Genomic DNA, 23,755 nt, shown 5'->3' with positions numbered 1-23,755 from the left:
GGCTCTTCAGCCCCCAGACCAGATCGGCTCAGTCGCTCTTCCTAGGAAGAACTTCTGTGCAGCGAAGCCTTCAACTGTAGCACAAAGAAGGAGGGTAAAACCAAAATTCCGCGCTTTCCTTCACTTTCCTAGAACCTACTCTCCTTTGCTACACACGCCATTTCTCCAACAGCTTCTCAGGGCTCAGACTGTCGTATGTCTCAAAGGGCTGGTGAATCCATGGATTCGTCGGCAAAAATTCTACGGAATAGTCTGGCTGAAACGTAGACATACCTTTTGTCCAAATGACTGCACTTCGCAGCTCAGTGATCGGATCGTAGCTCGTCTTGAGCATGTCGATCACCGCGTGCAATGTGTGCCCCGTATCGGCCAAGTCATCGACGAGCAAGACACGCCCTGCAATCTCTCCTTTGGGCGTGGTGATAAACCGTGCAAGGTCTAGATGTCCTTGTACCGTGCCGGCTTCTGCCCGATATGAGCTGGTCGACATGATGGCCAGAGGCTTGTTGAAAATCCGACTCAGGATGTCTCCAGGACGCAAGCCCCCACGAGCAAGACAAAGTATGGTGTCAAATTGCCAACCTGATTGGTGCACCCGGAGTGCCAGTTTCTCAATGAGGCTGTGGTACTCGTCGTAACTGACGTACAAGTGTTTGCCATCTTCGGTCAACATCTCAACTCCTAAATTGATAGCTTTTAACGCTTTATTTATAAGCGCTCATGGCTGAAATACCCTTAAACCGAAAGGTAGGGATGCTGCATCATGATGGTGTGGTCACGGTCCGGGCTGGTGGAGATCAATGCCACAGGCACGCCCGTCACATGCTCGATACGTTGAAGATACAAACGAGCATTCACGGGTAACTTCTGGAACTCGGTCACTCCGACAGTAGATTCACTCCAGCCATCCATCGTTTCATAAATCGGGACGCATCTAGTGATGTCATCTGCCCCCATTGGAAGCAAATCAATGTGCTGACCATCGAGCATGTAGCCGGTACACAACTGCAACTCTTTCAGCCCATCCAATACATCCAACTTCGTAATGCAGAGACCGGAAAGGCCGTTGACCTGCGCACTGCGCTTGAGCAACGCGGCGTCAAACCAACCACAACGGCGGCTGCGCCCCGTCGTTACTCCTTTTTCAGCGCCCACCGTGCTCATGTGGTAGCCCGGCGTTCCTGGAGTCTCCCAATCAAGTTCTGTAGGGAACGGGCCACCACCCACACGGGTGCAATAGGCCTTGGTAATTCCAAGAATGTAGTGCAGCAAACCCGGGCCCACCCCTGCACCAGCTGCCGCATTTCCAGCAACGCAGTTGCTGGAGGTGACATAGGGATAGGTTCCGTGGTCCACATCAAGCAGCGTGCCTTGGGCTCCTTCGAAGAGAAGGTTTTCACCATTCAGATGTGCTTCATTCAACTCGCGGGACACATCTGCCATCATCGGCCGAAGCATTTCGGCATGTCGCATCGCTTCCTGGAATACTGGCTCAAATTGAATCTGTCCATCCTGCAGATATGGTTGGAGCGACTCAGCAAACACAAACTGAGAAGAATTCAGGAAAGTCCGAAGAACGTGGTTATGCAGGTCAAGCAATTCGCGCAACTTGGCAGAGAACCGTTCAGGGTATTTCAGATCCTGCACGCGCAGAGCTCGCCGTGCGATCTTGTCTTCATAGGCGGGTCCAATACCACGCCCCGTCGTTCCAATTTTTTCCGTACCGCCTTGTTCACGCGCCGCTTCACGCGCCACATCCAAGGCCACATGGAAAGGCAATATCAACGGACAGGCTTCGCTCACACGCAACCTTGAACGAACCTCGACGCCCGCTTTTTCCAAGCCCTCGATTTCCTCAAACAGCTTGGCCGCTGATACGACAACACCGTTACCGATATAACACTTCACCCCCGCCCGCATGATGCCGCTGGGGATCAGATGCAATGCTGTTTTTATGCCGTTGATGACCAGCGTATGCCCAGCATTGTGTCCGCCCTGAAAGCGCACCACGCCTTGCGCACTTTCTGTCAGCCAGTCGACAAGCTTGCCCTTGCCTTCATCGCCCCATTGGGTGCCCACTACAACGACGTTGCGACCTTTGGTTGTTTTCATTTCAAACCCGATTCAAATGTCTGAAGGCATTAAATAGACCTGACGGTCCAACTTCCTGCTTCCTTGAGAAGTTCTCGGTCACAGTGAAACTCATTCACTTCACTCTCATGACCAGGGAGAACACATACGACGGTTTCACCGCAGCGCCTAAGTTCTGCAATGGCCGCTTGAACATCTTTGGCTTCATTCCAGACCACTCGGATAGCCAACTTAGGTGCACGAGCAGGCACGGCACTAACCAACTGCTTCAGATCCAGACTGAAGCCGGCCGCCGGACGATTGCGCCCGAATACCGCCCCCACTTCATCGTAACGCCCACCACGAACCAAAGCATCACTGGCACCGTCGGCGTAAATGGCAAATCTTGCCCCACTGTAGTAGGAGTAGCCGCGCAAATCGGACAAGTCAAAAGTCACACGAGCACCATCCAGGCGCTCAGCAAGCCAGCGCAAATCGGACAGCAGCGCACCAATGCCAGGTGTACCGGAGAGAGCCTTTTCCGCCTCTTGAAGAACGGACTGGTCGCCATACAAGTTCAACAAGGCACGCAGCCCATCGCGGGAAGCATCAGGGAAATTGCGGGTGAGTGCAGACAGCTCGCTGGCATCCTTGGCAGCCAACGCGGCATAGACACGTCGCAGAGAGTCAGCAGACGCATTCACCCCATTCAACAAGCTACGCACGATGCGAACATCGGCCATGTCGACGGTAGCCGCACGCACACCCGCAACAGCCAGACAGGAGCGCGCCAACTCCAAAGACTCCAGATCAGCTTCAAGACCTGCATGACCATAGATTTCTGCGCCGAACTGCAGAGGCTCACGCGTTGCATGCGGGCGATCCGGCCAAGTGTGCAACACGGGCCCGCAATAGCAAAGGCGAGCGACGCCTCGACGATTAAGTAAATGCGCGTCAATGCGTGCGACCTGCTGTGTGGTGTCGGCACGCAAACCCAGCATGCGCCCCGAAATTTGGTCCACCAATTTGAAAGTTTGCAGATCGAGCGCCTCTCCGGTGCCTGTGAGTAAAGACTCCAGGTGCTCCAGCAGCGGCGGCATTACCAACTCATAGCCATAGCTACGTGCAGTATCGAGCAATCCTCGACGCAGCTCTTCGATGTGCCTGGCCTCTGAGGGCAGTACATCGGCAATATGATCCGGCAGGACCCAAGCAGACATGAAATATGAGGCGCTGTTAAAAAAGAGATTCTACCGGCATGAGCAATACACGTTGAAGCAGGCCCCCCTCTGAACACGCCTGCATCACGCTAGCACAAGCATCGCCACGCCAATGGCGACGCCTAGTAGCGCAATGAATCGGATCTGTCCATCGCGCAACTGCATGAATTGAACAAACATGCGGCGCCAACCGGTAGGCGACACGAGAGGCAGAAGCCCCTCGATGACAAAGACCAGACCAACAGCAACCCAGATACCATCACCCCAGTCCATGCAGCGGAAGGTCTGGGTTATTTACGAGGACTGGATGATGCAGTGGCGGCACCCGCCCCCCGCAACGACTTAAAGAACTCTGAAGAGGCAGGATCGAGCACCATGACGTCGCTTTTCTTGTTAAAGCTGGCTTTGTAGGCGTCCAGGCTTCTGTAGAACTGCGCAAACTGCGGATCACGTCCAAAGGCCTCTGCATACACGCGGGCAGCTTCCGCATCCCCTTCGCCTTTGACCTTTTGAGCATCACGATATGCATTGGCAATGGCGATTTCCCGTTGCCGGTCTGCATCAGCCCTGATTTTTTCACCCTCTGCCGCCCCCGTAGAACGCAGCTCATTGGCGACCCGCTTGCGCTCAGCCTCCATACGCCGGTATACCGACTCGGTGATCGCCTCTACATAGTCCACGCGTGTGATCCGCACGTCTACGACGTCAACACCCCAGGGCTTTGCTCCACGCACCGACTCCAGAACCTCGCGCTTAACATCGGACATCAGCGCCTCTCGCTTGAGAGACAGCAGTTCCTTAACGGTTCTTTTGTTGATTTCTTCCTGAAATGCATTTCGCACAACGCGGTTCAACTGCAGAGCACCTGAATTCTCATCCAGCCCCACATTTCGGATGTATTCCGAAGGTTCTGAGATGCGCCAGCGAACATACCAGTCAATCACGACGCGCTGTTTTTCAGCAGTCAACATGGGCTCGGTATCTGAGCTGTCCAGCGTCAAGAGCCTTTTGTCGATGTATGACACATTTTGGAAAGGCGGAGGCAGCTTGAAATTCAAGCCTGGCTCAGTGATGACTTCCTTGATCTGCCCCAATGCATAGAGCACGCCAAACTGGCGTTGATCGACCACAAAAACCATCGAACTCAGCAGCGCAAGCGCTACCAGTATGGAGGTTGCAAAAAATCCTACCCTGTTCACTTGGCTCTCCTAGCGCGATTCACGATCACGCGTGCGGCTGGTGTCTCGCGCACGGGCATCATTGGACAAAGGGGGTGGCATCGCCGGAACGGCGGCTGGTGCCGTTGATGCGGGCACATCCGTCAGACCTGCTGTCGAAGTCGCTCCTTGCAGTATCTTGTCGAGTGGTAAGTACAACAGATTCGAACCCTGGCGCGAATCTATGAGCACCTTGGAAACACTGCTATAAATTTGTTGCATGGTGTCCAGGTACATACGGTCGCGCGTCACTTGTGGTGCCTTCTGATACTCAGCCAGCACCGCACTGAACCGCTGCGAGTCACCTTGGGCCTGTGCAACGATGCGCGCCTTATAAGCGTCTGCTTCTTCTTTCAGACGCGATGCCGAGCCCACTGCACGCGGCACAACATCATTGGCATAGGCTTGTGCCTCGTTCTTCGCCCGCTCGCGCTCCTGGCCGGCCTTCAAGACATCATCAAATGCTGCTTGCACCTGCTCCGGCGGCCTCACACCACCTTGTTGCAGGTTGATGCCTACCACCTCGACACCCACTTTGTAACGATCCAGAATGGTTTGCATCAAAGCACGCACACGCGGCGCAATCTGATCACGTTCTTCAGCAAGCGCAGTATCCATTTTCATCTTCCCGACAACTTCGCGCACCGCCGTTTCGGCTGCCTGAACAACGGCATCCCCCGGGTTCTTGCTCTCAAACAACCAAGCACGCGCATCATTCAATCGGTACTGAACGGCAAACTTGATCTCAACGATGTTTTCATCTTCCGTCAGCATGGCTGATTCGCGTAAACCGGTGGCCTTGATCACCGTGTCACGACCTACATCCACTGAGCGAATTTGAGTCACAAACACCAGTTCATGTCGCTGAACAGGATATGGAAGTCGCCAGTTGAAACCAGCACCTGCCGTACTTTTGTATTTTCCAAATTGCGTAATGACGGCCTGCTGCCCTTCCTGCACAATGAAAAAACCTGTTCCTAACCAGATAAGAACGGCAATCCCGGCAATCAAGCCAACGCCGACACCTGCATTCTTCATGTCAGGCTGGTACCCGCCACCACCCGTACCGGGGCCGCGTCCGCCGCCATTCTTTCCACCAAAGAACCCAGACAACTTACGGTTTAGATCACGCCACAATTCATCCAGATCTGGAGGCTGCCCACCTTGTTTGGGATTGCGATCATCCCGCCCCCCAGAAGACTGGGGCGGCGGGCGCCCACCATCGTCCCGAGCGTCATCGTTTGATTTATCGTCGCCTCGACCCCAGCGAGGATCGTTCAGATTGAACATTCCTCGCAGACTTGCAGGCAAGAGAGCCCAGCGGCGGGCACTGTTTGGTGCATTCATGCGCAAATTCTCTAGTTTTCAAAAATTGGAGTGCACGGGCTATTTTGTGCCCAATCAAGGTTCCTGCGCATCCACAGGAACATCACATCCCGAGTGCATACCCAATGGATACGCATTCATCACAGTAGCAGCAAGGTGGGCACGCAATGTGTCCAAACCCTCCGCCCCACGGGCACTGACAAAGATGCGCGGAATCTGCTTTCCATCAATTTCAAAGGTGTCGCTCAACTGTACAGGACGGTTGTGCAACTCCAAGGCGTCGAGCTTATTGAACACAAGTAGTTGCGGGACATCCGCAGCGCCGATCTCATGGAGCACTTTCTGCACCTGCTCGATCTGCTCAGGAAAATGAGGATTGGCCGAATCCACCACATGTAGCAACAAGTCGGCATCGATGGCTTCTTGAAGCGTAGCCTGAAATGCATCTACCAAACCATGCGGCAAATCACGAATAAATCCCACGGTATCCGACAAAGACACCGATCGACGTGCCTCTGCCAAATACAACTGGCGCGTTGTGGTGTCAAGCGTGGCAAACAATTGATCTGCAGCGTAAGCACGCGCCTTCACCAGCGCATTAAACAGCGTGGACTTACCTGCATTGGTGTAACCCACCAAGGAAATGTTGAAGGTGTCTTTGCGGTCGCGTTGACGCCGCTGAGTTGTGCGCTGGCGTTTGACCTTGACCAAGCGCTCTTTGATCCTTTTGATAGATTCATCGATCATTCGACGATCCAGCTCGATCTGTTTCTCGCCCGGGCCCCCACGAACTCCAGCGCCTCCAGTCTGACGCTCCAGGTGGGACCAACGCCGCACCAAGCGCGTGCTGAGGTATTGAAGCCGTGCCAACTCCACTTGCAGTTTGCCTTCATGGCTGCGCGCACGTTGCGCGAATATTTCAAGGATCAGAAACGTTCTGTCATAAACAGGCAGTTCCAGACTCCTCTCAAGATTGCGCTGTTGTGCCGGGCTGAGTGCTTGATCAAACAACACCTCCACAGCACCATGCATTTGGGCCAGAGTTCGAATTTCGTCAGCTTTACCACTTCCTACGAAGAGCGCAGCATCAGGCGCTTTGCGTTTACAGATTAAGCGGGCTACAGGCGTGAGCCCCGCCGTCTGGGCAAGCAGGCCAAGCTCCTCCAAATCGGCATCAAAATGGGGAAGCCCGAGATCCACCCCAACCAGAAGGACTGGGGCAGCCATGCGATCCGTTGTATCAGTAGTGCTCAAATCAGCGAGAATATGGCAGTCGATCGAAACGCATTTCCGAAGGATCGATCGAGCAGATCAAGTGCGAAATCAAGCATCTGGGTTCGCGTTTGCATCCGAAGCGTCACTTGTAGAAAAATTGACGGCCCGCCCGGGTACGATCGTTGAAATGGCATGCTTGTAGACCATTTGAGTCACCGTGTTGCGCAGCAGCACAACATACTGATCAAAAGACTCGATCTGACCCTGAAGCTTGATGCCGTTGACAAGATAGATGGAAACCGGCACATGCTCGCGGCGCAGGGCGTTGAGAAAGGGGTCTTGAAGAAGCTGACCTTTATTGCTCACGATATTCTCCGTGTTCAGAATTTTGTTGTAAACCAGCACCTTACCACAGCTGCCCTCTCATGCACCCGGTCGGAGCACGTTCCCACAGCGCACTACAGGACAAAGGGCAACTCAGGAATGATCCCCGTCGGTAAATGGGTTGTGGGAGGTTTTCATTTCAATCCGCAATGGCGTTCCGACCAAATCGAACTCCTTGCGAAAACGCCCTTCGAGGAAGCGTTTGTAGGCATCTGTTACATGCTCCAGGGAGTTGCCATGAATCACAATGACCGGAGGGTTCATGCCTCCCTGGTGGGCATACCGCAGCTTCGGGCGAAACATTCCTGCGCGCTTGGGACTCTGGAACTGAACAGCTTCCAAAAGCAACCGCGTCAACACAGGTGTTGACATCTTGCACATCGCTGCCTTGTGCCCCTGCACAATGGATGCCCACAGTGGGCCCAGTCCCTGCCGCTTCTTGGCTGAAATGAAATGCAGCGATGCGAACTTCAAGAAAGTCAGTCGCGTCTCGATGGAACGCTCCAAAAGTTGCTTTTGGTAGTCATCCACAGCATCCCACTTGTTGACCGCAATCACAACGGAGCGCCCGCTTTCTAGGATGTAGCCTGCAATATGGGCATCCTGATCCGTCACGCCCTGGGTTGCGTCCAGGAGCAGTAGCACCACATTAGCAGATTCAATCGCCTGGAGCGTCTTGACCACAGAGAATTTTTCGATCGCCTCAAACACCCTCCCCTTGCGACGCAAACCAGCGGTATCAATCAATTCGAATCGCTGTCCGTTACGCTCAAAAGGGACAGAGATCGTGTCACGCGTTGTACCAGGCAAGTCGAAGGCCACTAAACGCTCCTCACCCAACCAGGTGTTGATGAGCGTTGACTTCCCGACATTGGGGCGTCCCGCTACCGCCAACCTGATAGTGGATTTGTCAGCCGGTTCGGCATCTTCCTGCGCTTCGGGCAAATGCAACAACTCCAAGGCAAGTTCCACGAGATCGCGGATCCCCTGCCCATGGGCCGCTGAAATGCCATGCACATCGCCCAGCCCCAGCTCATAGAACTCGGACAATTGCACACCCTCAAGCATGCCCTCTGCCTTGTTGGCAACCAGAACACAAGGTTTACCAAGACGGCGTAAATATTTCGCAATCTCATGGTCCTGCGCTGACACGCCAGCACGGGCATCCACCACAAAAACGACAACGTCCGCTTCAGCTACGGCTTGCTGCGTTTGTTTCGCCATCTCGCGGTAGATACCACTGACCGCATCGGGCTCAAACCCCCCGGTATCGATAACGATGTATTCATGCTTGCCCTGCTTACCGTTACCGTAGTGCCGGTCACGTGTCAGTCCGGCAAAGTCCGCAACGATGGCATCCCGGGATTTGGTCAGACGATTAAAGAGAGTCGATTTCCCGACATTGGGACGCCCTACCAAGGCAATCACTGGCTTCATGGAATACTACTTTTCATCAGTCCGGTCGATAGCCAAAAACACTTCCGTTGCGCGTCACAACGATCAGCGTGTCAGCCGCAACCACAGGCGTGACAGTAATACCAGAACCATCCGTCTGAACCCGGTTCAAAGGGGCGCCATCATCGCGCGACAAAAAATGCACCAGACCAGATTCATCACCAACAACGACCGATCGCCCCAGCACCAATGGCGCCGTCAACTTGCGGTATTGCAGTCTATCCGTCGACCAAAGTTTCCGGCCATCCCGACGACTCCAGGCCACCACGACTCCATTGCTTTCGGTTCCAACGACCAGCTCCTCATTTCCTTGGATGCCTTGACCACCAGAGGCCTTTTGCACCCAATCCACCATTCCACGGCCCACATTCACACACCCAACAGCCATTTGAAATGCGCGAACGCAGACACTCGAATCCACTCGGCTCACTGGTGCGACGAGATCTACGAGACGCTCGACATCGTTGGTTCCACGCGAGCTGGCAAGTGGAGCCTCCCAGCGGACAACGCCGTTGTCAGGGTTCAAACCAACTAGCCTGCCCGACGAACCCGTTACCAAGGTGTCATCCACCGCAAGCAGAACACCCGGTTGACGAAGCACCAAGGGCTCACCCGGCCTTGCCACATTCCACAAGCGCCCCCCATTGGCGGCATCAAATGCAGTCACAGATCGATCGGCGCCGAGCACGAAAACCCGCGCTCCAGCAACCAGCGGTGCGGTATACACCTGCGATGACAACCGCTTGCGCCAAAGCTCGCGTCCCGATTCCAGCACGACTATTTCATTGCGACCGGTAACCACCGCCGTCCATTTACCATCGCTGCCGACGCCCGCCGCCAGCGACTCATCCAGCGCAGTGCGCCAGAGATCTCCACCAGTACGTGCGTCAATACTGGCAACCATGCCATCCGCCGACGCCACACTGATCGTACTAGCTTGGACATGAACCATCAGCGGCATGCTCTTCAAGCCGCCAATCTGCGCAGCCCAGGCTTGACGCACTCCTAGAACCGGAACGTTTGCCCCGAGATCTGCAGGCTTCGGTTTTTCCGCACCGCCGCCCCACAAAGAACATCCCACCAAGGTCGAGGCCAGCAGAACCCCCACCGTACTCCGACCCAGAAAACCTGCTGTGCGCTTGATCGCCTTCACTTGCTTGACTCCAGGGGTGCGGCTATCGCCACAGCCTGCGGGCGCTCGCCCAAAGCGTTAAGTTTGATTTCCACCAAACGCCGATATTCGACATTGTCAGGAAATGCCTTGTAGGCCTTCAAATATTCGGCGACAGCTTCTGATCTTTTTCCTTGCAAAGCAAGTACATCACCCTTTCGATCAGCTACGACGGCTGCGTACTCCAACGAAAATGGCGCAGACAATCGCTGCAGCGCCTCGTCATAAGATTGTTGTGCCATCAGCAAACCGGACAGGCGAATCCGCGCCAACTCCTTGTGCCCATCATCAGCTGCATGATCGGCAATCCAAGTCAATGCTGACTTGGCCGCATCCAAATTGCCTTTGGTCGCTTCCATCTTGCTCACCAAAAAACCAGCCTGACTCGCCTGGATGGTGCCCGCATATTTGCCACGAAGATCTGAAAACGCTTGCTCCCAACGCCCTTGGTCACCGGAAGCAACCGCAACCTCCACCGCGTCATATAGCGCCGCTGCCTGCGTGGCTTGTCGGGTCTGCCAGAACTGGTATCCATTCCAGGCGGCCAACGCAGAGACGACCACCAACAGGACCGAGCTGATCAGCGTGCCCCAGGTGTTCCAGAAATGCTTGAGCTGATCTAATTGCTCTTGTTCTTCAAGATCGAGATGATTTGCCATGCTAGATGCTTCAATTAAGTGGTGGATTGTAGGGTGCTGGCCCAGTCCGCGACCTGGTTGATCGGGTGCTCGACTTGTTCACTGCCACTATCGCGGAGCGATTTCACAATCACACCACCGCGCGCCAGTTCGTCAGCCCCGAAAACCAATGCATAACGTGCACCACTGGCATCTGCTTTTTTAAACTGCGATTTCATACTTCCCATGCCCTCACCACGGATGCCAGGACTGTGCATCTGAACGCTGACGCCCAGGCCCCGCAATTTCTGTAGCAAGGCTATAGCGATCGGCAGCGCAGCCGCATCGGGAATGATGGCATACGCCATGGGTGCTGGCGGTAGTTGCGCCGCGCACTGCTCCTTGATCAGCTCAAGCACCCGCTCGACGCCGAGCGCCCAGCCCACGGCTGGCGCAGGCTTTCCGCCAATTTGCTCGATCAAATAGTCGTAACGCCCGCCTCCGCAAATGGTTCCTTGCGAGCCGAGTTGATGGGTCACAAATTCGAAAACGGTCAAATTGTAATAATCCATCCCTCGAACCAGACGAGGATTGAACTTCCATGCAACACCATTCGCATCCAGGATAGTTTTGACTACATTGAAGTGAGCTAGTGACTCCGCTCCAAGGAAATCGATCAATCGGGGCGCCTTTTCCACCAAGTCCTGCATGCTCGGGTTCTTGGTATCCAGAATACGCAAAGGGTTACTGTACAACCGCCGCCGCGCCTCTTCGTCCAGCAGGTCTATCCGCCCTTCCAGATAGCCAATCAATGCCGTCCGGTGTGCCTTACGCTCGTCCGGTTGTCCCAGGCTGTTGATTTCGAGTTGCACATCCTTCAGACCTAGCTCTTTCCATAGAGCGTCCGCCAAGAGTATGAGTTCGGCGTCCATTTCCGCCCCAGGAAAACCCAACGCTTCGGCACCGATCTGATGAAACTGGCGATACCGACCGCGCTGAGGCCGCTCATGGCGAAACATCGGCCCCATGTAATACAGCCGCTTGCCACCGTCGTACAGCAAAGAATGCTCCACCACTGCACGCACCACACCTGCGGTGCTTTCTGGGCGTAACGTAAGTTGCTCTCCGTTGAGTTTGTCTTCGAAAGAATACATCTCCTTCTCAACGATGTCTGTCACCTCTCCGAGGCCGCGAATGAACAACGCCGAAGGTTCAACAATAGGCGTACGGATGTTACGGTAGGCATACCGCTCCATCAATGATCGAATTTTGCTTTCCAGCCACTCCCATTGAGCGGAATCCGGAGGGAGGATGTCATTCATCCCCTTAACAGCCAAAAGACGCTCTGGCTTTGCAGATGGCCTATCTTTATCAATACTCACGACGTCAATTTCACTGGTATATAAAAAAATGATGACTTAGTCATCGTCTAAAAAATATGACTCTTACTGCATTAGCAGTTATTTATTTCTGACATCACGACTTTCTTGGTGGGCCAAAGCGTTGCTCGATGTATTGCTGCACCAGCTGATGAAATTCATGTGCAATATTGTCGCCACGCAACGTCAATGCCTTTTCCCCATCGATGAACACGGGAGCTGCAGGAGCCTCGCCAGTACCCGGCAGGCTGATGCCGATATCGGCATGCTTGCTCTCACCTGGTCCGTTCACGATGCACCCCATGACCGCCACTTTAAGCGCTTCAACACCTGGGTACTGTTTGCGCCAAACAGGCATTTGCTCTCGCAAATAGTCGTCAATCTGCTTGGCCAATTCCTGGAACGTGGTGCTGGTCGTTCGACCACAGCCGGGACAGGCCGTCACACTGGGCACAAACATACGAAGCCCAAGCGACTGCAGGATTTCCGATGCAATCACCACTTCCTGCGTTCGTGATTCGCCAGGTTGAGGGGTTAAAGACACACGGATGGTGTCCCCAATACCATCCTGGAGCAACACCGCAAGAGCGGCGGCCGACGCCACTGTGCCCTTGGTCCCCATACCTGCTTCCGTCAACCCCAAATGCAGGGGATAGTCGCACCGCTTTGCCAATGCTCTATAAACCGACACCAGATCCTGCACACCACTGACTTTGCAGGACAAAATAATCTGGTTGCCGTCAAGGCCGATGTCTTCTGCTCGGCGTGCCGACTCGATCGCCGAAGTGATCAGCGCCTCATACATTACTTGCTTTGCATCCCAAGGCTGGGTGCGTGCGCTGTTGATATCCATCAACTGCGCCAGAAGCTCTTGGTCCAAACTACCCCAATTGACACCGATACGCACCGGTTTTTGCCAACGGATGGCGGCTTCAATCATTTGCCCAAATTGCTTGTCCCGCTTGTCTCCCTTGCCCACGTTGCCAGGATTGATGCGGTACTTGGACAACGCTTCTGCACATGCGGGATAATCGGTCAAAAGACGGTGGCCGTTGTAATGAAAGTCGCCGATCAGGGGCACATCGATCCCCATGCGATCGAGTTGTTCCCGTACATAAGGCACTGCAGCTGCCGCCTCGGGCGTATTCACGGTGATGCGCACCAGCTCAGAACCCGCTAGAGCGAGCTCTTTGACCTGAATGGCGGTTCCCACCGCATCGACGGTGTCCGTATTGGTCATCGACTGCACACGCACCGGAGCATCTGCCCCAATCGTCACGACACGAGTTCCCCAGGCTACGCGCGCCTGGCGCGTATGCCGTGCCAGCGGCGCCGCCACCGTCACAGGAGAAGTAGATTGATCTATCAAATTCACGGTTTCACCTCAAACCGGGCAACGTTATCTTTGGACACTGAAGCCAGATCAAAAACCTTGCCACGCACCAGCACTTCCGTCACGTCTGCCTTGCCCACCACCACCGAAAATGGTGGCTTCCCAGGCGCCACCACGGAGTCACCAGCGGTAAGGAGCTTTTGAAGAACCGTTGCACCCGAGGCATCCCGAACCTGAATCCAGGATTCATTTCGGGTACGAAACACGAGAATCTGGCTTTGCGCCTCATCCACTGAAACCATCGCGGCCGATGCACTAGGTGCTGGCGCAGATGCAACGAGAGCCATTGACTCCGCTGCTGCGGATGGACGGGTCAATCCCGCCTCTACGGCAGCAACCACAGCATCAGTAACGGGCTGCACCACCGAACTCTCAGTTACCGGTGGCGCAACAATGGGAGGAACTTGTTTGCTGAGTTCGCTCACCATAGGCAGCGCCTGCTCTTGCGAACGAGGATAGAAAACCAAAGCGGCAGCGCCCAGCAACAACGCCATCGCAGCCAAAAATGCAGGTCGCATCATGCGCGCCAACGCGGGTCCCATACGGGAATGCTCAGTACCGTCCTTGAATGCGGCATTGATACCCGCAGGATCGACAGACAGCTTGGGTGCTCCGCTTTGTGGCATAAGGGCCAGAACGGGTGCAGGATCCAGCTTCAACGACCGACAGACACTGGAGGCCAAGGCCCGCACGAACACTGCGTCCGGCAAGGCTTCAAAGTTATCCGCTTCCAATGCCTCCAACTTACTAATCGGCACCTTCAGCGACACAGCTAAAGCCTCGATATGCATCCCTGCCGCTTCGCGCGCTGCACGCAGCATGCCACCTGGAGAAACTTGGTGTGACGGGGTCAACTCTGGCCCTCCCGGTGAAAACTGTCCCTCTTCAGTCATTGAAAGCGCCCCGATCCAATGCAGACAGTTCACGTGAATCAGGGAACCGCTTGCGCAACTGCTCGGCCAACTGCCGGACAGCCACAGTATCGCCAAGGCTGCGCTCTATCTTGATACCCAGCCACAAGGATTCGGCATTCGCGAACTCACTGTTATTGATACGACGGATATAAAACTGCGCTCGCGCCACATCACCACGCCGAACCAGCAGATCGGCAAGGTTGTAGCCGACCACGGGGTTGCCCGCATCCAGCTCATACGCACGCAGCAAGGTCTGCTCCGCAACCGCGTTGTCCCCTGCCCGCGCCTGACAGAGCCCCTGTGCCATCAGCGTCTTGCTGCGTGCAACATAGGTGGGGTTGGCCAAAACCTGGGCAAATTGCTTGTCGGCTTCCGCATATTTCTGCTGTTGGCACAGCAACCATGCGTGGTTGTGCAATACGTTAGGGTCTAAAGGACGAATGGCAAGCGCCCTGCGAAAGCTGTCCTCGGCCTGCCCCATGTCATTGAGACGCATGTAAATCAGGCCGCGCAAATTGTAGGCATCGGCATACGTCGGATCATTGGCCAGCGACTGCTTGACCTCATCCAATGCCACTGCGGCCTTACCCATTTCAAAGTAATTGACCGCCAGTTCCAATCGGATACGGGCACGCCGCCGTACCTCAGGCTCATCAGACGGCGTAATGACCTCTTGACTGAACCCTGACCCAGCACCTCCTGCCGGCGTGGCACACCCCGTCAGCCCCACCAAACCCGTTAGCAACACAAAGACTGCCAGCGGCCCTTTGATTCTGATCTGGTGCCAAAGAGCTACGGTTTCTGCCATGTCATGTTTCCTTGTATGTCGGGGCTCCCGTGTCAGCCAACTGAATGTTGATGGTACGGCGCTTCGCCATACGCTCCATCACACGGGTTCTGTCTTGGACCTCGCCTGCCAACTGACCGCAGGCTGCATCAATGTCATCACCACGGGTTTTGCGCACCGTCGTCACAATTCCAGCATCACTCAGCATTCTTGCGAACGCCAGCACCCGCTCAGCTCCCGAACGATGCAAACCCGACGCAGGAAACGGATTGAAAGGAATCAGGTTAAATTTGCACCACACCCCTGGCCGAGCATTCTGTTTCACCAGTTCAATCAGCTGCACGGCATGCTCTGGCTGGTCGTTGACCCCATCCAACATGCAATATTCAAAGGTAATGAAATCCCGCGGCGCATACTCTAAGTAGCGGTTGCAAGCGTCCATCAACTCCTGGATGGGGTATTTGCGGTTCAACGGAACCAGGTCGTCGCGCAATATGTCACTCGGCGCATGCAGCGACACCGCCAAGGCGACGGGACAATCCTGGGCCAGACGGTCGATCATGGGGACGACGCCCGATGTGGAAACCGTCACCCGCCTGCGCGACAAGCCATAAGCATGGTCATCGAGCATGACCCGCAATGCAGGCACGAGCGCAGAATAGTTCTGCAAAGGCTCTCCCATGCCCATCATGACCACATTGGAAATCACCCGATCGGTCGTGCCCTGCCGCTTGCGGAGCACATGCTCGGCAAACCACAACTGGGCGACAATTTCGCTCGTCGTCAGATTTCGACTGAACCCTTGGTGCCCCGTTGAACAGAATCGGCACCCTACCGCGCAGCCGGCCTGGGATGAAATGCACAGCGTACCCCGATCGTCTTCCGGGATAAAGACTGCTTCTACCGCGTTGCCGGCACCCATATCAAACAGCCATTTGACGGTGCCATCGGCAGACTGGTGCTCACTGATCACTGGCAGTGCCAGCACCTGTGCACACCCTTGAAGCTTTTCGCGCAGTGACTTGGCCAAGTCACTCATTTGATCAAAATCGTCGGCACCACGCTGGTGTATCCAGCGAAACAACTGCGTGGCACGAAACCGCTTTTCTCCGAGCCGCTCACAAAAAGCGGCCAACCCATCAAGGTCGAAATCCAGAAGGTTGACCTTCATGGGCGGCCACCACCTTTGCCCGCGCGCAAACTCCAGGCGCACGACCACCCGCTACGGAGCGAAAAGTGCAGCCGGAGAAGTGCCATCTCAGCGGGAGTAAATTGCCAGACCAGGGAAGAAGAAGGCAATTTCTGCCTGCGCCGTTTCCGCAGCGTCAGAACCATGCACTGCGTTGGCATCGATGCTATCGGCAAAGTCGGCGCGAATGGTGCCGGCATCGGCCTTCTTCGGGTCGGTTGCACCCATCAGTTCGCGGTTCTTCAAGATGGCGTTTTCACCTTCAAGAGCCTGGATCATGACGGGGCCAGACACCATGAAATCCACCAGATCCTTGAAGAAGGGGCGGGCCTTGTGCACAGCATAGAACTGCTCGGCTTCCAGACGGGAAAGGTGCGCCATGCGGGCAGCCACAACCTTCAGGCCAGCCGCTTCAAAGCGAGCATAGATCTGGCCGATGACATTCTTGGCCACAGCGTCGGGTTTGATGATGGAAAGAGTACGTTCGATAGCCATTTTTCGATTCCTGGATAGGTATTGGTTGATTATTTTGCCTTGCAGACAAAGCTTTTGATTCTAACCCGGCGTCCTTCAAAGAGAAGCTCAGCGCCCGCCTCGACCGCCACCACGCCCACCCAAGCCCCCACGACTGTCTCGGCGTTGGGCCTGGCGCTGGCGCGCAAGACTGTCGGTACCGATATAGCCTACCGAGGTTTTTAATGGATCGGGCTGGGCAGAACCGCCTTGATTGCGCGTCGCATCGGAGTTTCTGTTCCTGACAGGCGCCGGGCGACCCTGCATACCCCGTCCTGCATCGCCTGAGTTACCACCTCGCCCGCGGGCATTTCTATCGTTGCGCCGCGATGCAGGCGCATCACGAGCCCCCTCCACCCGAGGCGCACGCTCTGCTCCGGCGGCTTTCATCAAAGCAGCAATATCCGATTCCTCCAGCTCCATCCAGGCCCCACGCTTGAGCCCCTTGGGCAAAACCATGGCACCGTAACGGATACGAATCAGTCGGCTGACGGCATGGCCCACCGCTTCCAGCATGCGCCGAACCTCGCGGTTCCGTCCTTCGGAAATCGTGACACGGTACCAGCAGTTGGAACCCTCCCCTCCACCGTCCTCAATCGATCCAAAAACCGCCATCCCGTCATCCAGCTGCACGCCTTCCAGCAACCGTGCTTTCTCTTCGTTGCTGAGAGCCCCCAGCACCCGAACGGCATACTCCCGCTCCAGACCAAAACGAGGGTGCATCAGATTGTTGGCAAGCTCCCCGGAGCTGGTGAACAAGAGCAAGCCTTCGGTATTCAAATCCAGGCGTCCCACCGACTGCCACTTGCCTTGCTGCAGACGCGGCAGTTTGCGAAAAACCGTGGGGCGATTTTGGGGGTCGTCATTGGTGACAACCTCGCCTACAGGTTTGTGATACGCAATAACACGGGGCGGTGGCGGATCGATACGGTAACGAATGGGCTTGCCATTGACCTTGACCTGGTCTCCATACTGAATCCGCTGGCCTATGTGCGCAGGCTCATTGTTGACCGAAATACGCCCTTCCAGAATCAGTTGCTCCATCTCCAGACGCGAGCCCAACCCGGCTTGCGCCAACACCTTGTGGAGCTTGGGTGTTTCGACCTGGGGCAACAGCACCCGCTTCACAGGTGTGATGTCGTCACTGGCTTCGTCTGCATCAAACTGCCCTGAGACGACGTCGGAAAACTGATAGCCCTGGGCAGCCTTGCCCCGGGGTTCGGGAGCTTTGCCCGAGCGACGTTGCCCCCCCGCTGTTCGGGGCTGCGGCCCACCCCGCGCTGGCCGGTTTACCTCGTTGCTTTGCGGCCCGATGGCTGCGCCGGACTCGACAGGCGGGGCGCCACCTGCATCGTTATGCGACTCCATGGGAAGATTCTCTTTGCGCACCGGCTGCTTCGCGTCAGCCACATCAGACCCCACCAAGGGAGAAGCCTGCGCGATCCCGTCGTCGGTTGGCATATTGTCGTTCATGGTCATTATTCCAGGATGCTGCCTGCAGCATCTTCATGGTTAGGGATCGGGGCATCCGCATCACTGGGCTTGACAACTTCCGTCAAATTTCCAGCCCCCATCTCGTGGTCGTTGGCTGCATCCAAGGCCGGCAGCTCCGGCTGCGCCAACATTTCATCTTCGCGCAATTGCAGGGATTGCAGCACCCTCTCCTGCACCGATGGCTCATCAAGAACCGGCAATTGATCGAGTGATTGCAATCCAAGGTCATCCAGAAAATGCCGGGTCGTCGCCAGCAACGCCGGACGCCCCACCGTTTCTCGGTGACCAATCACTTCAACCCAACCCCGGTCTTCCAACTGTTTGATGATCAAACTATTGACCGTCACACCGCGGATGTCTTCAATATCGCCCCGCGTCACTGGTTGGCGGTAGGCAATGATGGCCAGGGTTTCCAGCGTAGCGCGGGAATAGCGCGGCGGCTTCTCCGGGTGAAGGCGATCCAGATACTCCCGCATTTCAGGACGGCTCTGGAAGCGCCAGCCGGTTGCCACCGGCACCAATTCCACGCCACGCAAGGCCCAATCCTGTTGCAAATCCAATAGCAGCGTCTTGATCGTATCCGACCCCAGCGCATCATTGAAAAGCACGCGCATATCACGCACAGCCAAAGGTTGCTGTGCACAGATCAACGCAGTTTCAAGAACCCGTTTGGCATCCACCGTATTCATGGTTCAGCAATTCCGGGAAAAGGGTGCGGCTCACGCACGAGCAGGGCACCAAACCAACAGAAAAATCGATCAATGGGGACTGTAGGGGTACAGGTATCACACCGCACCAACACCTTGCGGGAATCCGCCGGCATGCGAGCAAAGCCAAAAATGGCCGTCAGGCGCCATTGTATCTCAGCCCCAAAACATCCAGAGCCGAACGCATGTCTGTCGGAACAGGGGCCAAAAACTCCATCGCCTCGCCCGTCACCGGATGCGTGAATGCAAGGCGGAAGGCATGCAGCGCCTGGCGCTGCATGCCCGCCAAGGATGTTCCGCCATACAACCCATCGGCGACCAGCGGGTGGCCCTTGAAGGCCATATGCACCCGAATCTGGTGTGTGCGCCCGGTGTGCAGCGTGCAACGCACCCAACACACCTGTGCGCCGTTGGCCAGCAATTCCACATCGGTCCGCGCCACCTTGCCCGCATGCATAGCCAGATCGACTACAGCCATGCGCAAGCGGTTGCGGGGGTCGCGGCCAATCGGGGCATCTACAGCGATCGATCCTGCGGCTTGCCAGGGCCGGTGTGCCAACGCCAAATACTGGCGATGCACCTGCCTTTGCGCGATCATGTGGACCAAGGCATCCATGGAGGCACGGGTACGGGCAACCACCATCAGGCCACTGGTGTCCTTGTCCAGCCGGTGAACGATGCCTGCGCGCGGCACCAGCGCACTTTTCGGGTCGCGCGCCATCAGGCCATTGAGCAGCGTCCCACTCCAGTTTCCTGGCGCGGGGTGCACAACCAGTCCTGCAGGCTTGTTCACCACCAGCAGGTGTTCGTCTTCATGCACCACATCAATGGCCATGGACTCGGGTCGGAAGGCCTGGCTTTCGAGTGTCGGGCGCATTTCCAGCACCACCCGATCCCCGGCCTTGACCTTCTGGGCCACCTTAAAGAAGACGTGGCCATTGAGCTGAACCGCCCCATGCTCCAGCAATTGCCGAAGATAGCTGCGCGAAAACTCGGGAACCCTGTCGGCCAGCGCCTTGTCCAGGCGTTCGCCATGCTGGGCTATGCCCATGTCAATGACCCGCGATTCGGTCTCCGACAGAGCCGGTGATTCATCCTCGACCAGGTCTTGCGCCGAAACCTCGTCCAGCGCCACCTGGCGATCGCCCACCATGGTTAGCGCGAAGGCAGGAAACGCGCCGGATCGACCGGTTTGCCCTGGCGGCGAATCTCGAAATGCAGCTTCACGCGATCGGCATCGGTGCTGCCCATCTCGGCAATTTTTTGCCCCTTGCGCACGGACTGGTCCTCCTTCACCAGCAAGGTCTGGTTATGGGCATAGGCTGTCAGGAAGGTGTTGTTGTGCTTGAGGATGACGAGGTTGCCATACCCACGCAGGCCTGCGCCTGCGTACACAACCCGGCCATCGGCGGCAGCCAATACCGCATCACCGGCCTTGCCGCCAATATCAAACCCCTTGTTGCGCGCTTCGTCGAAGCCCGCCAACAAGGAACCGGAAGCCGGCCAGATAAAACCCATTTCGTCATCCCCGGCCGCTGGCGAAGGGGCTGGCGTTACTGCTACCGGGGTTGGTGCAGGCGCGGCCGGTTTTGCTGCGGACGCCGAAGTGGCTGGTGCTGGCGCAACACTGGAAGACGTCACAGGCCGTGTCACGACACCGCCGCTGTCATGCACAACAGGCGCAGCCACCACTACCGCAGGAGGAGTAACCCGCAACACTTGCCCCACCTCGATCAGGTTGGGGTTGTCCATGTTGTTCCAGCGGGCGATGTCTTTCCAGCTCTGACCCGTGTCCAGGCCGATACGGATCAGGGTATCTCCTGGCTTGACGGTGTAGTAACCGGGGCGACCCGCATTCTCGGCACCTGGCAAAGGTTTGACGGCCGACGAGGCCGCCACCTCACCCGACTGCACAACCACAGCGGTGCCCCGATCCTCCACGGGAGCCCTGGTCATGCGGGTACCGCAGCCCGCCAGTACAAGGCTTGCCAGCGCCACAGAAACCCACACCCCACGACTACGCGATACCAACATAAGCAATTTCCTTCAAGCAACGCCTGATTTTAGAGGGACAAAGTGCACTGGCTCGAGCACGGTTTGTTTCAATCCGTGCGCCGTCTTGTCGACTACCAACAACATTTGCTGCCCGTCGGCTCCGGCAATGGGGGCTACCAGCCGCCCGCCCACCGCCAACTGTTCACACCACTGGGGCGGAATCGCTGCACCGCCTGCAGCCGCCACGATACCGGCGTAGGGCGCACCCTGGGCAAAACCGACCATGCCATCGCCGAAAAGCAGGTGCACATTGGCAAGCCGCAAAGGGCGCAAATGAACACGCGCCTTGTCGTGCAGGCCTCGCAGGCGCTCAATGCTGTAGACCTCGCGGGCCAGTCGACTCAGCACAGCTGCCTGGTAACCACAGCCAGTGCCGACTTCCAGTACGCGACCGAGTGATCCTGACGAACGAATGACCTCGGCCCCCAGCAGCAATTCAGCCATGCGCGCCACGATGCTGGGCTTGGAGATCGTCTGTCCCAGCCCGATGGGCAGGCTGGTGTCCTCGTACGCCTGATTGACCAGGCCAGAATCAACAAAACGGTGCCGCTCCACTGCACCCATGGCTTGCAGCACCTTGGGCGACGTGATGCCGGCAGCCCCCAGGCGCTGCACCATGCGTGCGCGTACCGCCGCTGAATCGAGTCCCAGGCCCGTGGGCATGGCGACTGCCTGCGGCAACCCCGTCCGCACCGCAGGCGCAGCCACCGGCTTGCCTACGCCGGGAGCCGATGGAAGAATGCGTGCCGGAAATCCGGGGCGCCGTTGCTGCATCAGCTACCTTCAGAAGCGGCGTCACCTGCCGCCAGGTGAGCGGCGGTCTGCGCCCAGTAACCCAGATTCTGGTAGTCGGTGAGATCCACTTTAAGGGGAGTGATGGACACATGCCCGTTCGACGTGGCATGGAAATCTGTGCCCTCGGCATCGTCCTTGGCCGCACCAGCGCTGCCAATCCAGTACATGACTTCACCGCGTGGGCTTTCCTGGGTAATCACCCGTTCGGCGGCGTGGCGACGCCCCAGGCGGCACAGCTTCAGGGAGCGCATCGCATGCATCGGCAGGTTGGGAATATTGATATTGAGCAGCCAGGGCGCCTCACCCACCAGCTTCCGTGCAGCCATCTGTCGAACAATTTCTGCCGCCTTTTGTGCTGCGGCCTCGATCTCGCCCCAACCTTTGTCCACCTGCGAGAACGCAATCGCCGGAATTCCAAACAGATAGCCCTCCATCGCAGCACCCACGGTGCCGGAATAGATGGTGTCGTCGCCCATGTTGGCGCCGTTATTGATGCCCGACACCACCAGGTCGGGCCTATACCCTAGCAAGCCGGTCAACGCGACGTGAACGCAGTCGGCCGGTGTGCCATTGATGTAGCGAAAACCGTTGGCCGCCGTTTGGACATACAGGGGGGAATGCAGCGTCAGCGCGTTGGACTTGGCGCTGTTGTTGTGTTCGGGCGCCACCACTTCCACATCAGCGACCTGGGCCAGTGCCGCATGGAGCGCCACGATGCCGGGAGCCTGGTAGCCATCGTCGTTGGAAATAAGTATCTTCATGGTGCGGTATCGAGTGGCTGGATTGTAGGCGCCCACCCGGTACGGCAGACCGTCATAGCGGCGTCGCTCAAGGGACATGGAGTGCCTGCGGCACAGACCTATCATTTCGGTTTGCAACGACTGGAGACACCCCTCATGCACGCATGGCTATGCACCAACCCCACTGGCGTCGAAGCCCTGGCCTGGACCGAGTTGCCCACACCGACCCCCAAGGCGGGCGAGGTTCTGGTCGAGATCAAGGCCGCCAGTCTGAACTTTCCAGACCTGCTGATGGTCCAGAACAAGTACCAGATCAAGCCACCACTGCCGTTTGTGCCCGGGGCCGAATACGCCGGCGTGGTGCAGGCCGTGGGCGAAGGTGTGACGCACCTCCAGCCGGGACAGAGCATTGCCTGCCTGTCGGGCACGGGGGGTTTTGGCACCCACACCATTGCACCGGCGGCCCTGTGCATGCCCCTGCCACCCGGTTTTTCCCATGTGGATGCAGCCGCGTTCATCATGACCTATGCCACGTCCCACCATGCCCTGGTGGACCGGGCGCAGCTCAAGGCCGGCGAGACCGTGCTGGTGCTGGGTGCCGCAGGCGGTGTGGGAACCGCTGCCATCCAGATCGCCAAGGCCCTGGGTGCCACCGTGATTGCTGCAGCCTCCACGGACGAAAAGTGCGCGCTGTGCTCCTCGATCGGTGCAGACAGCACCATCAATTACCAAAAAGAAGACCTGCGCGAGGCCGTCAAGCGCCTGACGGGCGGCAAGGGCCCGGATGTGGTGTACGACCCCGTTGGCGGCGACTTTGCCGAGCAGGCCTTCCGTTCGATCGCCTGGCGTGGTCGCTACCTGGTGGTCGGCTTTGCGGCGGGGCCTATTCCGGCACTGCCCCTGAACCTGCCCTTGCTCAAGGGCGCATCCATCGTGGGTGTGTTCTGGGGTGAGTTTGCCAAGCGCGAGCCCAAGGCCAATAGCGCCATGATGATGGAATTGGCGCAGTGGTATGCCCAGGGCAAGATCAAGCCGGTCATTGACCGCACGATGCCCATGGCTGAACTGCCCGCCGCTTTTGCCCACATGGGCTCGCGCAGCGTGCAGGGCAAGC

The 23,755-nt window shown here is 57.0% G+C and carries 24 protein-coding genes; 1 reads left to right on the top strand and 23 read right to left on the bottom strand.

What is annotated here, in order from left to right; translation table 11 throughout:
• Positions 1–148: 148 nt before the first annotated feature.
• The 23 genes from ACYVOC_RS07010 to surE all read right to left on the bottom strand — a co-directional run bounded on the left by ACYVOC_RS07010 (position 149) and on the right by surE (position 22,662).
• Positions 149–673: a phosphoribosyltransferase gene (locus tag ACYVOC_RS07010; protein WP_461161308.1), complete on the bottom strand. Its 525-nt coding sequence runs from the start codon at positions 671–673 to the stop codon at positions 149–151.
• Between the two features lie 62 nt (positions 674–735).
• The gene (locus ACYVOC_RS07005) at positions 736–2,112 is read right to left on the bottom strand and encodes an adenylosuccinate synthase (protein WP_461161307.1); all 1,377 of its coding nucleotides are present in this window, start codon (positions 2,110–2,112) and stop codon (positions 736–738) included.
• A 29-nt stretch (positions 2,113–2,141) separates the two neighbouring features.
• Positions 2,142–3,290, bottom strand: a complete 1,149-nt coding sequence (locus ACYVOC_RS07000; protein WP_461161306.1) for an ATP phosphoribosyltransferase regulatory subunit — start codon at positions 3,288–3,290, stop codon at positions 2,142–2,144.
• Between the two features lie 84 nt (positions 3,291–3,374).
• Positions 3,375–3,563, bottom strand: a complete 189-nt coding sequence (locus tag ACYVOC_RS06995) for a DUF2065 domain-containing protein (protein WP_116003547.1) — start codon at positions 3,561–3,563, stop codon at positions 3,375–3,377.
• 17 nt (positions 3,564–3,580) lie between these two features.
• A complete protein-coding gene (gene hflC, locus ACYVOC_RS06990) occupies positions 3,581–4,489 on the bottom strand; it encodes a protease modulator HflC (RefSeq protein ID WP_116003546.1) in 909 nt (302 codons plus the stop codon).
• Positions 4,490–4,498: 9 nt separating this feature from the next.
• Entirely contained in the window at positions 4,499–5,854 is a 1,356-nt protein-coding gene (gene hflK, locus ACYVOC_RS06985) for an FtsH protease activity modulator HflK (protein ID WP_116003545.1), read from the bottom strand.
• A 54-nt stretch (positions 5,855–5,908) separates the two neighbouring features.
• Positions 5,909–7,060, bottom strand: a complete 1,152-nt coding sequence (gene hflX, locus ACYVOC_RS06980) for a GTPase HflX (protein ID WP_199562958.1) — start codon at positions 7,058–7,060, stop codon at positions 5,909–5,911.
• A 96-nt stretch (positions 7,061–7,156) separates the two neighbouring features.
• Positions 7,157–7,414, bottom strand: a complete 258-nt coding sequence (hfq, locus tag ACYVOC_RS06975) for an RNA chaperone Hfq (RefSeq protein WP_233521094.1) — start codon at positions 7,412–7,414, stop codon at positions 7,157–7,159.
• Between the two features lie 111 nt (positions 7,415–7,525).
• Positions 7,526–8,869, bottom strand: a complete 1,344-nt coding sequence (der, locus tag ACYVOC_RS06970) for a ribosome biogenesis GTPase Der (RefSeq protein WP_116003543.1) — start codon at positions 8,867–8,869, stop codon at positions 7,526–7,528.
• Between the two features lie 16 nt (positions 8,870–8,885).
• Positions 8,886–10,031 carry an outer membrane protein assembly factor BamB gene (bamB, locus tag ACYVOC_RS06965; RefSeq protein WP_116005982.1) on the bottom strand — a complete coding sequence of 382 codons (1,146 nt, stop codon included), beginning with the start codon at positions 10,029–10,031 and terminating at the stop codon, positions 8,886–8,888.
• A 5-nt stretch (positions 10,032–10,036) separates the two neighbouring features.
• Positions 10,037–10,717 carry a YfgM family protein gene (locus ACYVOC_RS06960; RefSeq protein ID WP_461161305.1) on the bottom strand — a complete coding sequence of 227 codons (681 nt, stop codon included), beginning with the start codon at positions 10,715–10,717 and terminating at the stop codon, positions 10,037–10,039.
• A gap of 14 nt (positions 10,718–10,731) precedes the next feature.
• Entirely contained in the window at positions 10,732–11,997 is a 1,266-nt protein-coding gene (gene hisS, locus ACYVOC_RS06955; RefSeq protein WP_233521227.1) for a histidine--tRNA ligase, read from the bottom strand.
• A gap of 154 nt (positions 11,998–12,151) precedes the next feature.
• Complete coding sequence (gene ispG, locus ACYVOC_RS06950) at positions 12,152–13,423, bottom strand: flavodoxin-dependent (E)-4-hydroxy-3-methylbut-2-enyl-diphosphate synthase (protein ID WP_461161312.1); 1,272 nt, start codon at positions 13,421–13,423, stop codon at positions 12,152–12,154.
• A 2-nt stretch (positions 13,424–13,425) separates the two neighbouring features.
• On the bottom strand, positions 13,426–14,301 hold the full coding sequence (locus ACYVOC_RS06945; RefSeq protein ID WP_461161304.1) for a helix-turn-helix domain-containing protein: 876 nt from the start codon (positions 14,299–14,301) through the stop codon (positions 13,426–13,428).
• Between the two features lie 31 nt (positions 14,302–14,332).
• Entirely contained in the window at positions 14,333–15,169 is an 837-nt protein-coding gene (gene pilW / locus ACYVOC_RS06940; protein ID WP_116003539.1) for a type IV pilus biogenesis/stability protein PilW, read from the bottom strand.
• A 1-nt stretch (position 15,170) separates the two neighbouring features.
• A complete protein-coding gene (rlmN, locus tag ACYVOC_RS06935) occupies positions 15,171–16,319 on the bottom strand; it encodes a dual-specificity RNA methyltransferase RlmN (protein ID WP_116005980.1) in 1,149 nt (382 codons plus the stop codon).
• An 87-nt stretch (positions 16,320–16,406) separates the two neighbouring features.
• Positions 16,407–16,832, bottom strand: a complete 426-nt coding sequence (gene ndk, locus ACYVOC_RS06930) for a nucleoside-diphosphate kinase (RefSeq protein ID WP_116003538.1) — start codon at positions 16,830–16,832, stop codon at positions 16,407–16,409.
• Positions 16,833–16,919: 87 nt separating this feature from the next.
• Complete coding sequence (locus ACYVOC_RS06925) at positions 16,920–18,323, bottom strand: pseudouridine synthase (protein WP_116005979.1); 1,404 nt, start codon at positions 18,321–18,323, stop codon at positions 16,920–16,922.
• A gap of 5 nt (positions 18,324–18,328) precedes the next feature.
• Entirely contained in the window at positions 18,329–19,033 is a 705-nt protein-coding gene (scpB, locus tag ACYVOC_RS06920; protein WP_233521092.1) for an SMC-Scp complex subunit ScpB, read from the bottom strand.
• A gap of 157 nt (positions 19,034–19,190) precedes the next feature.
• Positions 19,191–20,204, bottom strand: coding sequence for an RluA family pseudouridine synthase (locus ACYVOC_RS06915; protein ID WP_461161303.1), 1,014 nt, complete (start codon positions 20,202–20,204; stop codon positions 19,191–19,193).
• 2 nt (positions 20,205–20,206) lie between these two features.
• Positions 20,207–21,085, bottom strand: coding sequence for a peptidoglycan DD-metalloendopeptidase family protein (locus ACYVOC_RS06910; RefSeq protein ID WP_461161302.1), 879 nt, complete (start codon positions 21,083–21,085; stop codon positions 20,207–20,209).
• Positions 21,086–21,097: 12 nt separating this feature from the next.
• A complete protein-coding gene (locus ACYVOC_RS06905) occupies positions 21,098–21,880 on the bottom strand; it encodes a protein-L-isoaspartate(D-aspartate) O-methyltransferase (protein WP_116003536.1) in 783 nt (260 codons plus the stop codon).
• Entirely contained in the window at positions 21,880–22,662 is a 783-nt protein-coding gene (gene surE, locus ACYVOC_RS06900) for a 5'/3'-nucleotidase SurE (RefSeq protein ID WP_461161301.1), read from the bottom strand. Before surE ends, ACYVOC_RS06905 begins: the two co-directional genes overlap by 1 nt.
• 135 nt (positions 22,663–22,797) lie before the next feature.
• Here surE and ACYVOC_RS06895 point away from each other — a divergent pair.
• Positions 22,798–23,755, top strand: a 958-nt coding sequence (locus ACYVOC_RS06895) for an NADPH:quinone oxidoreductase family protein (RefSeq protein ID WP_461161300.1), incomplete at its 3' end; no start/stop codon positions are given.

Source organism: Simplicispira piscis (assembly GCF_054783455.1).
This window is presented reverse-complemented; position numbering and strand designations above follow the sequence as displayed.

Coding starts and splice junctions, on each gene's coding strand:
- hflK (WP_116003545.1), bottom strand. CDS start 5,854: ATGAATGCACCAAACAGTGCCCGCCGCTGGGCTCTCTTGCCTGCAAGT.
- ACYVOC_RS06915 (WP_461161303.1), bottom strand. CDS start 20,204: ATGGTGGGCGATCGCCAGGTGGCGCTGGACGAGGTTTCGGCGCAAGAC.
- ACYVOC_RS07005 (WP_461161307.1), bottom strand. CDS start 2,112: ATGAAAACAACCAAAGGTCGCAACGTCGTTGTAGTGGGCACCCAATGG.
- ACYVOC_RS06905 (WP_116003536.1), bottom strand. CDS start 21,880: ATGCAGCAACGGCGCCCCGGATTTCCGGCACGCATTCTTCCATCGGCT.
- hisS (WP_233521227.1), bottom strand. CDS start 11,997: ATGAATGACATCCTCCCTCCGGATTCCGCTCAATGGGAGTGGCTGGAA.
- ACYVOC_RS07010 (WP_461161308.1), bottom strand. CDS start 673: ATGTTGACCGAAGATGGCAAACACTTGTACGTCAGTTACGACGAGTAC.
- ndk (WP_116003538.1), bottom strand. CDS start 16,832: ATGGCTATCGAACGTACTCTTTCCATCATCAAACCCGACGCTGTGGCC.
- der (WP_116003543.1), bottom strand. CDS start 8,869: ATGAAGCCAGTGATTGCCTTGGTAGGGCGTCCCAATGTCGGGAAATCG.
- hflX (WP_199562958.1), bottom strand. CDS start 7,060: ATGGCTGCCCCAGTCCTTCTGGTTGGGGTGGATCTCGGGCTTCCCCAT.
- pilW (WP_116003539.1), bottom strand. CDS start 15,169: ATGGCAGAAACCGTAGCTCTTTGGCACCAGATCAGAATCAAAGGGCCG.
- rlmN (WP_116005980.1), bottom strand. CDS start 16,319: ATGAAGGTCAACCTTCTGGATTTCGACCTTGATGGGTTGGCCGCTTTT.
- ACYVOC_RS06995 (WP_116003547.1), bottom strand. CDS start 3,563: ATGGACTGGGGTGATGGTATCTGGGTTGCTGTTGGTCTGGTCTTTGTC.
- ACYVOC_RS06910 (WP_461161302.1), bottom strand. CDS start 21,085: ATGTTGGTATCGCGTAGTCGTGGGGTGTGGGTTTCTGTGGCGCTGGCA.
- scpB (WP_233521092.1), bottom strand. CDS start 19,033: ATGAATACGGTGGATGCCAAACGGGTTCTTGAAACTGCGTTGATCTGT.
- ACYVOC_RS06925 (WP_116005979.1), bottom strand. CDS start 18,323: ATGAACGACAATATGCCAACCGACGACGGGATCGCGCAGGCTTCTCCC.
- surE (WP_461161301.1), bottom strand. CDS start 22,662: ATGAAGATACTTATTTCCAACGACGATGGCTACCAGGCTCCCGGCATC.
- ACYVOC_RS06960 (WP_461161305.1), bottom strand. CDS start 10,717: ATGGCAAATCATCTCGATCTTGAAGAACAAGAGCAATTAGATCAGCTC.
- ACYVOC_RS07000 (WP_461161306.1), bottom strand. CDS start 3,290: ATGTCTGCTTGGGTCCTGCCGGATCATATTGCCGATGTACTGCCCTCA.